Genomic DNA, 13,782 nt, shown 5'->3' with positions numbered 1-13,782 from the left:
TCAGGCTTCCCTTTTTTTGTTGGCCGAGCCCTGGGGCTGGTTCTTTGCCTGCGCGTCACCGTCTTCACCGATGTAGCGGTTGCCTTCTACGCTGCGCCCGCCGTTGATCATCATGTTGCGGTATTCCTCTTCGGTCATGCCCGTCATGCTGCCGGCCATCTGCTGGAATGAGAGGCCGTCGGTGGCGCCGATCTTGGCGAGAAAGTAGATGTTGCCGCCAGCAGCCATGCAGCGGTTCAGGTCGCGTGTGAGCACGCCCTGCTTCTGCTCCTCGGTCATGGGCCACTCGTCCAGATAGGCGCGTTCGTTGGCCTTGAAGCGGGCACGGTTCTCGGCCTTCATCAGGCTCATGCAGAACTGGTTGAGGTGATAGCCCTTGCGCGACTGCTCGGCATCAAAAATGATGGTGCCGGGCACATCCAGGTATGGTTTATCTAATGACATTCAATTTTCCTCGGGCCAGTACAGGCGCATGGGGTTGTCGACCAGAAGCTTCTTCTGCAGCTCTGGCGTTGTGGCGATATGGGGAATGAAATCCACCAACAAGCCATCGTCGGGCATATGGTCCTTGAGGTTGGGGTGCGGCCAGTCCGTGCCCCAGAGCACGCGGTCGGGGAATTCCTCGACGATGCGCTTGGCAAACGGGATAACGTCTTTGTAGGCGTTCTGTTCGCCGTCCAGGGCCTTGGGTCCGGTGACCGAGAGGCGCTCAGGACAGCTCACCTTGCTCCACACATTGCTGTGCTCGCGCATGAACTTCACGAACAGCTCGAACTCCGGACCATCGATCGGCTTGCTCACGTCGGGGCGGCCCATGTGGTCCACCACCACGGTGGTGGGCAGGGCGGTGAAGAAGTCCCACAGCTCGGGCAAGTCCACTGCCTCGAAATAGATCACCACATGCCAGCCCCATTTGGCGATGCGGCCGGCGATTTCCAGCAGCTCGTCCTTGGGGGTGAAGTCCACCAGGCGCTTGACGAAGTTGAAGCGCACGCCGCGCACGCCGGCGTCGTGCATGGCCTGGATCTCGGCATCGCTCACGCTGCGTTTGACGGTGGCCACGCCACGTGCCTTGCCACCGGAGTTCAGCAGCGCGTCCACCATGGCGCGGTTGTCGGCGCCGTGGCAGGTGGCCTGCACCACCACGTTGCGGGCAAAGCCCAGGTGGTCGCGCAAGGCGTAGAGCTGGTGCTTGGAGGCGTCGCAAGGCGTGTACTTGCGTTCGGGCGCGTACGGGAATTCGGCACCGGGTCCGAAGACATGGCAGTGCGCGTCCACGGCGCCGGCGGGCACCTGGAAGCGCGGCTTGGACGGGCCGGTGTACCAGTCCAGCCATCCGGCGGTCTTGGTGAAGTCACCCGTGGTGGGTTTGCTGGGAGCGTTGCTCATGCGTGCGGCTTTCAGTCGATGTAGCGCAGACCGGCTTTTTCCAGTGGTTCGCGCATCTTGTACATGTCCAGACCCAGAACGCCTGCGGCAAACTTCTCACGCTTTTCGCCTTCAAAGCTTTCGCGCTTCTCGGCGGCATCCGCCACTTCCTGTGCACGGGCTGCGGGCACGACCACGATGCCATCCACGTCGGCAACCACCACGTCACCGGGATTCACCTGCGCACCGGCACAGACGACCGGGATATTGACGGAGCCCAGTGTGGCCTTGATGGTGCCTTTTGCGCTGATGGCGCGGCTGAAGGTGGGGAATCCCATCTTCTCCAATTCATCCGCGTCACGCACTCCGCCGTCGATCACCAAGCCCGCCGCACCGCGTGCCTTGAAGCTGGTCGCCAGCAGGTCGCCGAAGAAGCCATCGGTGTTGTCGGTGGTGCAGGCTGCTACCACCACGTCACCGGGCTGAATCTGTTCAGCGGCCACATGCATCATCCAGTTGTCGCCGGGTTGCAGCAGCACGGTCACGGCGGTACCGCAGGTGCGCGCGCCCTTGTAGACCGGACGCATATAGGTCTTCATCAGGCCCACGCGACCCATGGCCTCGTGGATGGTGGCCACACCGAAGCGGCTCAGTTTCTCTACCGCAGCCTTGTCGGCGCGGGTGATGTTGCGTTTGACTACTCCGAGTTCGTACATGGTTATTTGCCTTTCTTTTGCAGCAATGCGTTAAGACGTGGGAACACGCGGCGCACATTGCCTTCGTAAATCTGGAAACGGTCGTCATCGCTCAAAATCTTCGACGATTCGATGTAGCGCTTGGTGTCGTCGTAGTAGTGGCCGGTCTGCGGATCAATGCCGCGCACCGCACCAATCATCTCGGACGCAAACAGCACGTTCTTCACCGGGATCACCGTGTTGAGCAGGTCAATGCCGGGTTGGTGGTAGACACAGGTGTCAAAGAAGATGTTGTTGAGCAAGTGCTCTTCCAGCAGCGGCTTCTTGAGCTCCTGTGCCAGACCGCGGAAGCGCCCCCAGTGGTAGGGCACTGCACCGCCGCCATGCGGAATCAGGAAACGCAGGGAGGGGAAGTCCTTGAACAGGTCACTGGTGAGGCACTGCATGAAGGCCGTGGTGTCGGCGTTCAGGTAGTGCGCGCCGGTGGTGTGAAAGCACGCGTTGCAGCTGGTGCTTACGTGGATCATGGCGGGGATGTCGTACTCCACCATCTTTTCGTAGATTGGGTACCAGTGCTTGTCGCTCAAGGGCGGCGAGTTCCAATGGCCGCCGCTCGGGTCCGGGTTCAGGTTGATACCGACGTTGCCGTATTCCTTGACGCACTTCTCCAGCTCGGGGATGCAGGTCTTGGGGTCTACACCGGGGGATTGCGGCAGCATGGCCACGGGCACGAAGTTGTCGGGGAAAAGCTGGCTGACACGGAAGCACAACTCATTGCAGATGGCTGCCCAGGTGCTGGAGACCTGGAAGTCACCGATGTGGTGGGCCATGAAGCTGGCGCGTGGGCTGAACAAGGTGATGTCACTGCCGCGCTCCTTCATCAGGCGCAACTGGTTGAGCTCGATGGTTTCGCGCAGCTCGTCGTCACTGATCTTCAGGTCCGATGCCTTGGGAGCGGATGCCGGGTCCTTGATGCCGGCGATCTGCGCATTGCGCCAGGTCTCCAGCGCTTTGGGGGCCGTGGTGTAGTGGCCGTGGCAGTCAATGATGAGCGGTTTTTTCATATGTTTCCTCTTTGTTGGCTCTTTGCTTGTTGTGGGATTGGTTGCCCGGGTTAGGCTGCAGCCGGTTCCATGCCCTGGCGCCGCTTGGCGGCCGCTGCGTCATCGGACACCAGGAAATGCAGCAACTCCTGCGCCGCTTTCTTGTGGGCGGACGCGGATGTGATGGCGGCGGAGAATGTGGTGGTGATCTGGATCTCGGGAGGCAGATTGCCCAGCAGGGTGATGCCTTCCAGATTGATGAGTTCGCTCAGCTGCTGGAAGCCCAGCTCCACCTCGCCACGCGCCACCAGGGTGCCCACCGGAACGCCGGGTGGCGCCTGGACGATGCGGCCCTGCAATTGATCGGTGATGCCCCAGACATCAAACAGTTTTGCCAGTGCCACGCCGCTGGGGCCGGTGGAGTAGCTGATGTTCCTGGCAGCCAGTACGGCCTGGCGCACCGCTTCCGCTGAACGGATGTCGGGCTGCGCGGCACCCGCACGTACTGCCAATGCCACACCGCTGTCGGCCAGATTCACCTTGCTCTGCGCGTCCAGCTTGCCGGCTGCCACCAGCTTGTCGATGGCGTCACTGGCCAGAAAGACGATGTCAAAAGGCTCGTCCGCCTGCACCCGTTTGGCGGCGTCCACACCGCCTACCGACTCGAGTTGCAGCGTGCTGCCGCCGCGCGCGGCATACAGCGCCAGCAGCTCGTTCAGGAGCTGGCGCGTGGCCATGGACGATATGCCCTTGAGGGCGGGCGCGCTGGTGACGGAGCTTGGGCTTTGCATGAGGAAATTCTAGGGACTTCCCCCATTCAGCGGTGTAACGATGCCCACTAGCTGTTATAAACAATTCGCATAGCTATTCCACAGATATACCGAGACAAAACGATGGACCTCAAACAGATTGAATCCTTTGTCCGGGTGGCCGAACTGGGCAGTTTCACCCGTGCCGCCGCCGCTCTGGGCATTCCCCAGCCCTTGCTCAGTCGCCATGTGCGCCAGCTCGAAGTCGAGTTGCGACAGACCTTTCTGCTGCGCAATGGTCGCGGTGTGACGCTGACCGAGCCGGGCCTGGTGCTGCTGGAACATGGCCGCGGCATCCTGCACCAAGTGGCGCTGGCGCGCGAAGACCTGGAGGCCACACGCGGTGCCTTGGGCGGTCATGTGTCCATAGGCCTGCCACCCAGTCTGTCCAAACTCATCACCGTGCCGCTGACCCTGGAGTTCCGCAAGCGCCTGCCCAACGCCCATCTGACGCTGACTGAAGGGTTTTCGGTGGTGATGCATGAGGGGCTGCGCTCTGGCCGGCTGGATATGGCAGTGCTGTACAACACCGCCCATTCCCCTGAAATCGAAACCAGGCTGCTGCATCGCGAAACCCTGGTGCTGATTGCCTCCGAGGCCAGCGTCAAGCGCATGCCAGGGCTGAACCTGAAGGCGCGCATGCCGCTGTCGGCGCTGGCATCGCTGCCGCTGATACTGCCGAGCCGGCCCAACGCCTTTCGCATTCTGATTGACACCGAGCTGGACCATCTGCGCCTCAAGCCCGAGATCGTGCTGGAGGTGGATGGCCTCAACGCCATTCTGGAACTGGTCGGCGAGGGGCTGGGCTTTGCCGTGTTGCCCCACTACACCTTGAGCAATTTCCCCAAGCCCCACAGCTTTACTACCCACCGACTGCACAGCCCGCAACTGGCGTGCGAACTGATGCTGGTGACTTCAGCGCGCCGCCCCAGCACCGAGACCCACAAGGGCGTGCATGCGCTGGTGGCCGATGTGGTGAAGTCGGCCATCGAGTCCCTGTCCTGAGGCGGGTCCCGGGGGTGAAATCTCCGGGCGTTGGATAATGCACCTTTTACGTGCAGTCGGAACGGTCAGTGCAGTGGCCCGGATTTGCGGCGTGTTTGACCTGGAACCCCCTGAGAATGAATGTAAAGACCCTCTTCACCGCATCGGCCGGTTTTGAAGCGGCACGGCAGCTCGATGGCCTTGCTGCACAGCATCGGCTGGGCCGCCTGCATGGCCACAGTTTTATGGCCTCGGTGCGTTGTGCCCCGCCCGAAGGTTGGGCGCACTTTCCCGGAGGGGAAGTCGATCGGCTGCGCAGTACGCTGACCCAGGCCATTTCCAAGCTGGACTACCGTCTGCTGAATGAGCAGTTGCAGCAACCGACCGACGCCAATCTGGCGCGCTGGCTGCAATCGCAGTTGCAAGTGCCATCCATCACCCAGGTGGGGTTGCAAAGCACGTCCACCAGCGGTGCCACGCTGGACCAAACCGGTCAGGCACACGTCTGGCGACGCTATGTGTTCCAGTCGGCACACCGTTTGCCCAACGTACCGGTCGGGCACAAATGCGGGCGCATGCACGGCCATGGTTTTGAAGTCATTCTGCATGCCAAGGAGCAGTGTAATGGGCGCGTTGTGGATGCCGACGTGCTGGATGCGGTCTGGGCGCCCATGCAGCAGCAGCTCGATTTCGCCTGCCTGAACGACCTGCCCGGTCTGGGTAATCCGACCAGCGAAATGCTCTCCAGTTGGTTGTGGCAGCGGCTGCTGCCGCTGCTGCCGGAGTTGTCCTGGATCACCGTGTTTGAAACCGCGTCCTGCGGCGCCAACTTCGACGGCAGCCACTACCGCATCTGGAAGGACTTCACGCTGGACAGTGCCCTGCAATTGCGCCGTGCGCCCGACGGCAGCGCGCTGCGCCGCATCCATGGTCACACCTACACCTTGCGCCTGCATCTGACCGCTGCGCTGGATCAGGTCATGGGCTGGACGGTGGACTTTGGTGACGTGAAGCAGGTGTTCAAGCCGGTCTTCGATGCACTGGACCATAGGCCTCTGTACGAAATAGCCGACCTGGCCGATTGCGATACGGCCAGCATCGCTGCCTGGATTCTGGCCAAGGCGCGCACGCAACTGCCGCAGCTCAACCGTGTGGACCTGTTTGAGACACAGGGTTGCGGCGCCGTGGTGTCGACCGATCTGGAGGCGCCGGCCCTGCCGGTGTAAGCCATGGCCTATACCGTCAAGGAAATGTATTACACGCTGCAAGGCGAGGGCGGGCAGGCGGGGCGGGCGGCGGTGTTCTGCCGCTTTGCCGGATGCAACCTTTGGTCTGGAAGGGAAGAAGACCGCAGCAAGGCCGTCTGCCAGTTCTGTGACACCGACTTCATCGGTACCGATGGTCCGGGCGGTGGCAAGTTCGCGTCAGCCGACGCCTTGGCGCTGGCGGTGCAGGACCATTGGCCGTTGGCCCCCGGTGGCAAGCCGTTGGTGGTGTTTACCGGCGGAGAACCGCTGCTGCAACTGGACCAAGAACTGGTGGACGCGATGCACCGCCTGGGTTTTGAAATCGCCGTGGAGACCAATGGAACCCAGCCGGCGCCTGAGGGGCTGGACTGGATCTGCGTCAGCCCCAAGGCAGACGCAGAGCTGGTGCTCACGCGTGGCAGCGAACTCAAGCTGGTGTTTCCTCAGGCCCTGGCCATGCCGGAGCGCTTTGCGCAGCTGGAGTTCACCCATTTCTTCCTGCAACCCATGGATGGCCTGGAGGCCAAGCGCAACACGCAAGCCGCCATTGCGTACTGTCTTGCGCACCCGCAATGGCGCTTGAGCATTCAAACGCACAAGGTCGTCGGTATCGCCTAGCCCCTGGGGTCGGGGCCGACCCGGCTTAGCGCGCTACGCCTAGCAACTTGTCCAGCAGCTCGGGCTGTGCCAGCAGGTTGTCAGCGCTGTCGGTGTGTACCACCGTGCCGCGGTCCAGCACGGCAGCCGTGTCGGAGATAGCCAGGATCGCCTGTGGATGCTGCTCCACGATGATGGCTGCCAGCCCTTCGCTCTGGGTGATGCTGCGAATGGCTCGCAGCAGCTCTTGCACGATGATGGGTGCCAGGCCTTCCAGCGGTTCGTCCAGCAGCAGGATGCTGGGGTTCAGCACCAGTGCACGGCCCACGGCCAGCATCTGTTGCTCGCCGCCGCTGAGCTGGGTGCCCAGGTTGTATTTGCGCTCAGCCAGACGCGGGAACATTTCGTACACGCGTTTGGGTGTCCACTGCGGATTCTTGCTGCCCGCACGCGGGGGGCGCGCCACCGCAGTGAGGTTTTCATCCACCGTCAGTGATTTGAAGATGTTGCGCTCCTGCGGAACCCAGCCAATGCCAGCGGCGGCGCGTTCGTGCGAAGGTAGCTTGTGCAGGGCCACACCACCTAGGGTGATGCTGCCGCCGTGCTGGCGCGTGGCGCCAGCCAGGGTGTTGATGAGCGTCGTCTTGCCGGTGCCGTTGCGGCCCAGCAGCGCCAGGGTCTGGCCTTCAGCCAATGACACGTTGATGCCGTTGAGCACTACGGCTTCGCCATAGCCCGCGCTGAGGTTTTCCACGCGCAGCAGATCAGCCATGCTGTGCTCCTTCGCCATGGCCCAGATACACCTCTTTGACCCGTGGGTCGTTGGCGATTTCGTCGGGCGAACCTTCGGTCAGCACCGTGCCGTTGACCAGCACCGTCATGCGGTTGGCAAAGCTGAAGACAAGATCCATGTCATGTTCAATCAAAAGGATGGACACATCCGCTGGCAGCGCAGCCACCGTTTGCAGCAGCTCCTCGCGCTCGCCCGCAGGAACGCCAGCCACCGGCTCGTCGAGCAGTAGCACGCGCGGCTCGCAGGCCAGGGCGATGGCGATTTCCAGCAGACGGCGCTTGCCGTAGGCCAGCACATTGGTGGTCTGGTGCGCAACGCTGGTCAGGTGGAATTGCTCCAGCAGTTCTTCGCAGCGGCGCGTGACGTTCTTGTTGGAGCCCAGCGCCTGCCACCACTTGCCACCCAGCCCTTGCTGTTGCGACACTGTGAGAGCCAGCGTTTCCATGGGCGTCATGGTGTCAAACAGCTGGTTGATCTGGAAGGTGCGCACCATGCCCCGGCGTACCCGTTGGTAGGGTGGCAGGTTGCTGATGTCGTTTCCTTCGAGCGTGATGCGTCCTTCGGTGGGCGTCAGCACGCCGGTCAGCAGGTTGATCAGCGTGGTCTTGCCGGCACCGTTGGGGCCGATGAGCGCATGGCGTGCGCCCTTGCGCAGGTTCAGTGTCACGTTGTTGGTGGCGGTGATGCCACCAAACACCTTGACTAGGCCTTGCGCGCTCAGCACGATGTTGTCTTGCGCGCTCATGCCTTGCCTCCGCGTCCAAACCAGGTCCAGGGGCGTAGCAGCCGCTCGCGTCCGACCAGCACCAGTACCACCAGGAACAGACCAATCCAGAAGGTCCAGTACTGGGGCGTGATGGCGGAGATGACGTTCTGCAGCAGCGTGAATACCAGCGCGCCAGCCACACCACCGTAGAGCCAACCCGTGCCACCCACGACCAACACCAGCATGACGTCAGCCGAGCGATGGAACTCAAACACGTCCAGCGAAGCAAAGCCGCTGGTCTGCGCCAGCAGGCCGCCGGCCGCACCGGCCATGCCGGCAGCAATGGTGTAGACCACCGCAATGCGTTGCGTCACCGGAATACCGATGGCCATGGCGCGCAGACGGTTGTCCCGAATGGCCTTGAGCGTGGCACCGAAAGGCGATTGCACCAGATGGCGTGCCAGCACGAACATGATGAGCAGCACGGTCAGGGAATACCATGCAGCCGTCTTGCCAAACAGGTCAAATTCGAACGTGCCCAGGAGCGGCCCCATGACCACACCCTGCAGGCCATCGGCGCCACCGGTGAGCCAGTCCAGCTTGTTGGCCAGCTCTGCCAGGATCAGACCGACGCCCAGTGTCACCATCAGGCGCGTGAGGTCACTGCCACGGATGATGGTCATGCTGCAAAAGGCGCCCAATACGGTGGACACCACGATGGCGGCAGCCAGACCCAGCAATGGGTCGGGCATGACCAGCTTGGCAAACAGGGCTGCCACGTAGGCGCCCATACCAAAGAATGCCGCATGGCCCAACGACACGATACCGGTAAAGCCCAGGATCAAATCCAGTGACACGGCAAACAGCGCGACGATGGCAATCTCATTGATGATGAGTGCGCGCTCTGGCAAAACCAGCGGTGAAGCCAGCAGCAATACCCACAGCACATATTCCCACCAGGCCCAGCTTTTGGGGACTTTCATGATTTGCCCCCTTGACGCACAAACAGGCCCTGCGGACGCCAGATCAGAATGGCAATCATCAGGCTATACACAATAAAAGCACCCAGCTTGGGGATGTAGTACTTGCCCGCCACATCGGCCACACCCAGCAGCAGGGCTGCCAACAGCGGGCCGGTGATGCTGGACGTGCCGCCCACAGCCACCACAATCAAAAAGTACACCATGAACTTCAGCGGAAAGGTGGGGTCCAGGCCCAGCACCTCGGCGCCCAGTGCGCCTCCGAGTCCAGCCAGGCCCGAGCCCACAGCAAAGGTGGCCAGAAACACCACATTCACATTGATGCCCAGTCCAGCGGCCACGCGCTGGTCATCCACCGAGGCGCGCAGGCGGCTGCCAAAGCGGGTCTTGGCCAGCACATATTGCAGGGCAATGGTGAGCGCGGTACAGACGGCGATGATGAACAGGCGGTAATGCCCCATGCCCAGCATCCACGCGCCTTCGCCCAGCTCGGTGCGACCCTTGAGCCACTCGGGCAACTGGATGATCTGCTGGGTGGAGCCAATGAAGTAGTCGGCACTGGCCACCGCCATAAAGGTCAGGCCGATGGAGAACAGCACCTGGTCCAGGTGCGGCTTTTTATAGAGCGGACGGTACAGGCTGCGCTCCAGCACGGCGCCGAGCAGCGCCGAACCCAGAAACGCCAGCGGCAGGCACAGAAGAAAGGGCATACCGGCGCGTTGCATCAGCAACACCGTGATGTATCCCCCCACCATCGCAAACGCACCGTGGGCGAGGTTGATGAAGTTCATCAACCCCATGGTGACGGCCAGTCCTACAGCAAGAATGAACAACAGCATGCCATAGGCGATACCGTCAAATAACAGTGTCAACATCGAGTGCGATTAACGGTTCTTGCCAGGGTCTTTGACGTCCTTGATCACGTCGAATTCCACGTTGTAGAGTTGGCCTTCCTTGCGTTCCACCTTGCGCAGATAGATGTTCTGCACGATGTCGCGGGTCTGCGCATCGATGAACACCGGGCCGCGTGGGCTCTCAAAGATCTGGCCCTTCATGGCGGCCAGCAGGGCGTCACCGCCGCCATTGCCCTTGGTGGCCTTGAGTGCTTCGTAAATTACGCGCATGCCGTCATAGCCACCCACAGCCATGAAGTTGGGGCGCAGGTTCTTGTTGGCTTTCTGGAAGGCCTCAACAAACTTCTTGTTGGCAGGCGACTGGTGATAGGTGGAATAGTGGTGGGAAGTCACCACGCCCAAAGCGCCATCGCCCATGTCGTTGAGTTGATCGTCATCGGTGATGTCACCAGTGCCGATCAGGCGGATGCCGGCTTTGTCCATGCCGCGTTCCAGGAACTGCTTCATGACTGCTGCGCCCGCACCGGAGGGCACAAACACAAACAGCGCATCGGGCTTGAGGTCACGCACTTTTTGCAGGAAGGGCGCAAAGTCCGGTCCACGAAGGGGCACGCGCAGGGATTCGATGACCTGGCCGCCGTTGAAGGTCAGGCGTTCCTTGAAGAACTTTTCGGCATCGATGCCGGGGCCGTAATCGCTCACCAGGGTGACGACCTTCTTGATGCCGTTCTTGGGAGCCCAGTCGGCTAGCGACACGGATGCCTGCGGTAGCGTGAAGCTGGTGCGGATGATGTAGGGCGAAGATTCCGTGATGCTGGAGGTGGCTGCTGCCATCACCACTTCCGGTGTCTTGGATTGGGTGGCGATGGGGGCCACGGCCAATGCGGACGGCGTGATGCCGAAGCCGGCCAGTACGTTGACCTTGTCGTTCACGACCAGTTCCTGTGCCATGCGCTTGGTGACGTCAGGCACGCTGGTGTCGTCCTTGACGATCAGCTCGATCTTCTTGCCGGCAACCGTGTCACCGTTTTGCGCCATGTACAGGCGCGCTGCAGCTTCGATCTGGCGACCCGTGGTGGCCTGCTGTCCGGTCATGGGCAGGATCAGTCCGATCTTGAATGTGTTGCCATCAGCGAAGGCAGCACCTGACCACAGAGTGGCGATGGCCATGGACATGGCGCCGATCAGTACGCGTTTTTGCACGTTTTGTCTCCTGTAAAAAGCGAATTATGTGGCATGGTGTTCGCAAAACGACCTATTGGCAAGCGCGATTTCATACTGGTAGCTATAACGATTTTAGATAGCTGCTAGCGGCTGGTTCCACCCCAACTGATCCATGATTGCCGTAGCATGAAATTCGTAAAAGCAGGAGTCATTTAAATGCGTACACAAGTAGCCATCATAGGCGCTGGCCCCTCGGGCCTGTTGCTCGGACAGTTGCTGCACAAGGCGGGGATTGACGCCATCATTCTGGAGCGGCAGACCGGTGAATATGTATTGGGCCGCATCCGCGCGGGCATTCTGGAGCAGGTCACCATCGATTTGTTGGATGAGGCAGGCGTTGGCACGCGCATGCACAAGGAAGGCATTCCCCACCACGGCTTTGACATGCTGTTCGGCGGCGAGCGTCACCGCATCGACATGACCGGGCTCACAGGTGGCAAGCAGGTGATGGTGTACGGCCAGACCGAATTGACGCGCGACCTCATGGACGCGCGCAAGACCGCCAATTTGCCCACGGTATACGAGGCCGGTAACGTAACGGTCCATGACTTTGACACCCTGAAGCCGCGTGTGCGCTATGAGAAGGATGGCAAGACGCATGAAATCGAATGTGATTTCATTGCAGGGTGTGACGGTTTCCATGGCGTCTGCCGTGCCAGCGTGCCACGCGGTGCCGTAACCGAATACGAAAAGGTCTATCCCTTCGGTTGGCTGGGCTTGTTGTCCGATACCCCGCCGGTGCATGAAGAGTTGATCTATGCCAATAGTACGCGTGGTTTTTCGCTGTGCTCCATGCGCAGCCAGACGCGCAGCCGCTACTATCTCCAGGTGCCGCTGAGTGACCGCGTGGAAGACTGGTCGGACGAAGCGTTCTGGCAGGAGCTGCGTCTGCGTCTGGACCCGCCTGCACGCGAGAAGCTGGTGACGGGGCCATCGCTTGAAAAGAGCATTGCTCCGCTACGCAGTTTCGTTGCCGAGCCCATGCGCTTTGGCCGCATGTTCCTGGCGGGTGACGCGGCGCATATCGTGCCACCTACCGGTGCCAAGGGACTGAATCTGGCGGCCTCGGACGTGAAGTACCTGTGCGGATCCATCATCGAGTTTTACAAGGAGCGTAGTGAGGCCGGCATCAACCATTACTCTGACCGCTGCCTGCGCCGTATCTGGAAGGGTGAGCGTTTTTCGTGGTGGTTTACCAATCTGATGCATCGTTTTCCCAATGATGGCGCCATCGGGCAGAAATTGCAGGAAGCTGAGTTGGAGTACCTGATCGGCTCCAAGGCAGCCTCCACCGTGATGGCAGAAAACTATGTGGGCCTGCCGCTATAGAGTGGGTATGAAGTTTGAAACAATAAATTGAGGAGTCACCATGAAACACAGCAGTCTGCAAATCATTCGCGAAGAACATTCATCTCTGGCAGCCATGTTGCAGTCCTTGCGCATGATGCTGGAGCGTGGTCCCGGTCAGGATGCCCAGCAATACTTCGACGTGCTGCGGGCCATGCTGTTCTACATCGACGAATTCCCGGAAAAGCTGCACCACACCAAGGAGTCGGCGCTGCTGTTTCCCAAAGTGCTCAAGGTTGCGCCCGAGGTCAAGGACACCCTGAACCGCCTGGAGCAGGACCACGAACACAGCGAGGCGGGCGTGCGTGCACTGCAGCACCTGCTGTCGGCCTGGGAGTTGCTGGGAGATACCCGCAGGAAGGTTTTCGAGGAGCGGTGCACGCAGTACATCGACTCCTACATGGACCATATGCGGCTCGAAGAATCCATCATCCTGCCGCAAGCCATACAGCATTTGACAGAAGCAGACTGGAAGGAGCTGGATACTGCGTTTGAACAAAACACCGACCCGCTCAACGGCAAATATGCGCGCGACCCGGTGTATGACCGTTTGTACTCACGCATTGTTTCCACGGCTCCGGCACCGATCGGACTCGGGCCGAACTGAGGCTTTGCAAAGGCCGTTGCCTAACGGCACCGGATTGGGTGTTTCAGTCTATAGGGGTTGAAACACTAGGGTAAACCCTTATAATTAAGTCATCGCACTTTATTAAGGACTTACCATGTCCCACTTTGTTGAGCTCATCAAGGCTCTTGTTCCTCACATTCCCTCGCAACAAGAGCTGGATGAGAAGTATCTGAATCAGGCCGTAGACATCTATGACGTCGAGCGCCGCATCTGGGAAATCGACCATCGCAGTCAGCAATCGGGTCTCAACTGCCCGGCCTTGGGTGGAGCGATCCACTGATGACTCCCGTTATCGAGAGCGCCGCCGCTGTGCCTGCAGTGCTCAAGAGCATGACGCGTCTTGGCAGTGACATGCTTGCGCTGCCGTTTGACGTGGCGCGCGAGCAGTACGCCAAGTCGGTACGTGCTGGTCTGGTGGAGCGCTCCCTGATTGCATCCGCCCGGTTTGAGCACACCATCAGCGCCCTGGAGCGTCTGGCGCTGGGTTGCATGGCTCGGCGTTACTGA

At 60.8% G+C, this 13,782-nt stretch carries 17 protein-coding genes; 7 read left to right on the top strand and 10 right to left on the bottom strand.

Annotated elements, in window-relative coordinates:
* The 5 genes from ligA to AAGF34_RS03095 are packed head-to-tail and all read right to left on the bottom strand — an operon-like array spanning window position 1 to window position 3,897.
* Window positions 1-444, bottom strand: a complete 444-nt coding sequence (gene ligA / locus AAGF34_RS03115; protein WP_342619173.1) for a protocatechuate 4,5-dioxygenase subunit alpha — start codon at window positions 442-444, stop codon at window positions 1-3.
* Window positions 445-1,389 carry an amidohydrolase family protein gene (locus AAGF34_RS03110; protein ID WP_342619172.1) on the bottom strand — a complete coding sequence of 315 codons (945 nt, stop codon included), beginning with the start codon at window positions 1,387-1,389 and terminating at the stop codon, window positions 445-447. It lies immediately after the preceding gene.
* Window positions 1,390-1,400: 11 nt separating this feature from the next.
* Window positions 1,401-2,084, bottom strand: coding sequence for a 4-carboxy-4-hydroxy-2-oxoadipate aldolase/oxaloacetate decarboxylase (ligK, locus tag AAGF34_RS03105; RefSeq protein WP_342619171.1), 684 nt, complete (start codon window positions 2,082-2,084; stop codon window positions 1,401-1,403).
* Between the two features lie 2 nt (window positions 2,085-2,086).
* Window positions 2,087-3,127, bottom strand: a complete 1,041-nt coding sequence (locus AAGF34_RS03100; RefSeq protein WP_342619170.1) for an amidohydrolase family protein — start codon at window positions 3,125-3,127, stop codon at window positions 2,087-2,089.
* A 50-nt stretch (window positions 3,128-3,177) separates the two neighbouring features.
* A complete protein-coding gene (locus AAGF34_RS03095; RefSeq protein ID WP_342619169.1) occupies window positions 3,178-3,897 on the bottom strand; it encodes a substrate-binding domain-containing protein in 720 nt (239 codons plus the stop codon).
* A 102-nt stretch (window positions 3,898-3,999) separates the two neighbouring features.
* Between AAGF34_RS03095 and AAGF34_RS03090 the strand changes: the two genes are divergently transcribed.
* From AAGF34_RS03090 to queE, 3 genes are all read left to right on the top strand, one after another.
* A complete protein-coding gene (locus tag AAGF34_RS03090) occupies window positions 4,000-4,920 on the top strand; it encodes a LysR substrate-binding domain-containing protein (RefSeq protein WP_342619168.1) in 921 nt (306 codons plus the stop codon).
* Between the two features lie 116 nt (window positions 4,921-5,036).
* Window positions 5,037-6,125 (top strand): 6-carboxytetrahydropterin synthase, encoded by a 1,089-nt coding sequence (locus AAGF34_RS03085; protein ID WP_342619167.1) that lies wholly within the window; start codon window positions 5,037-5,039, stop codon window positions 6,123-6,125.
* Window positions 6,126-6,128: 3 nt separating this feature from the next.
* A complete protein-coding gene (gene queE / locus AAGF34_RS03080; protein WP_342619166.1) occupies window positions 6,129-6,764 on the top strand; it encodes a 7-carboxy-7-deazaguanine synthase in 636 nt (211 codons plus the stop codon).
* Between the two features lie 25 nt (window positions 6,765-6,789).
* On the opposite strand, the gene AAGF34_RS03075 is transcribed toward queE, so the two are convergent.
* From AAGF34_RS03075 to AAGF34_RS03055, 5 genes are read right to left on the bottom strand one after another with little or no spacing between them, the layout of a single operon-like run.
* Window positions 6,790-7,515, bottom strand: a complete 726-nt coding sequence (locus AAGF34_RS03075; RefSeq protein ID WP_342619165.1) for an ABC transporter ATP-binding protein — start codon at window positions 7,513-7,515, stop codon at window positions 6,790-6,792.
* Window positions 7,508-8,281 (bottom strand): ABC transporter ATP-binding protein, encoded by a 774-nt coding sequence (locus AAGF34_RS03070; RefSeq protein WP_342619164.1) that lies wholly within the window; start codon window positions 8,279-8,281, stop codon window positions 7,508-7,510. Before AAGF34_RS03070 ends, AAGF34_RS03075 begins: the two co-directional genes overlap by 8 nt.
* Entirely contained in the window at window positions 8,278-9,225 is a 948-nt protein-coding gene (locus AAGF34_RS03065; RefSeq protein ID WP_342619163.1) for a branched-chain amino acid ABC transporter permease, read from the bottom strand. Before AAGF34_RS03065 ends, AAGF34_RS03070 begins: the two co-directional genes overlap by 4 nt.
* Window positions 9,222-10,097 (bottom strand): branched-chain amino acid ABC transporter permease, encoded by an 876-nt coding sequence (locus tag AAGF34_RS03060; protein WP_342619162.1) that lies wholly within the window; start codon window positions 10,095-10,097, stop codon window positions 9,222-9,224. Before AAGF34_RS03060 ends, AAGF34_RS03065 begins: the two co-directional genes overlap by 4 nt.
* Window positions 10,098-10,106: 9 nt before the next feature.
* On the bottom strand, window positions 10,107-11,252 hold the full coding sequence (locus tag AAGF34_RS03055; RefSeq protein WP_342621022.1) for an ABC transporter substrate-binding protein: 1,146 nt from the start codon (window positions 11,250-11,252) through the stop codon (window positions 10,107-10,109).
* Between the two features lie 204 nt (window positions 11,253-11,456).
* Here AAGF34_RS03055 and pobA point away from each other — a divergent pair, with 204 nt between their 5' ends.
* The 4 genes from pobA (at window position 11,457) to AAGF34_RS03035 (ending at window position 13,782) form a co-directional block, all read left to right on the top strand.
* Window positions 11,457-12,629: a 4-hydroxybenzoate 3-monooxygenase gene (pobA, locus tag AAGF34_RS03050; RefSeq protein ID WP_342619161.1), complete on the top strand. Its 1,173-nt coding sequence runs from the start codon at window positions 11,457-11,459 to the stop codon at window positions 12,627-12,629.
* Window positions 12,630-12,669: 40 nt separating this feature from the next.
* The gene (locus tag AAGF34_RS03045; protein WP_342619160.1) at window positions 12,670-13,254 is read left to right on the top strand and encodes a hemerythrin domain-containing protein; all 585 of its coding nucleotides are present in this window, start codon (window positions 12,670-12,672) and stop codon (window positions 13,252-13,254) included.
* 115 nt (window positions 13,255-13,369) lie between these two features.
* Window positions 13,370-13,555, top strand: coding sequence for a DUF3563 family protein (locus AAGF34_RS03040; protein WP_342619159.1), 186 nt, complete (start codon window positions 13,370-13,372; stop codon window positions 13,553-13,555).
* Window positions 13,555-13,782, top strand: a complete 228-nt coding sequence (locus tag AAGF34_RS03035; protein WP_342619158.1) for a hypothetical protein — start codon at window positions 13,555-13,557, stop codon at window positions 13,780-13,782. Before AAGF34_RS03040 ends, AAGF34_RS03035 begins: the two co-directional genes overlap by 1 nt.

The sequence above is a fragment of the Rhodoferax sp. GW822-FHT02A01 genome, assembly GCF_038784515.1.
Taxonomy (GTDB): Bacteria; Pseudomonadota; Gammaproteobacteria; order Burkholderiales; family Burkholderiaceae_C; genus Allorhodoferax.
Note: the sequence above shows the minus strand (reverse complement) of the source record. Positions and strands in the feature narration are given on the sequence as shown.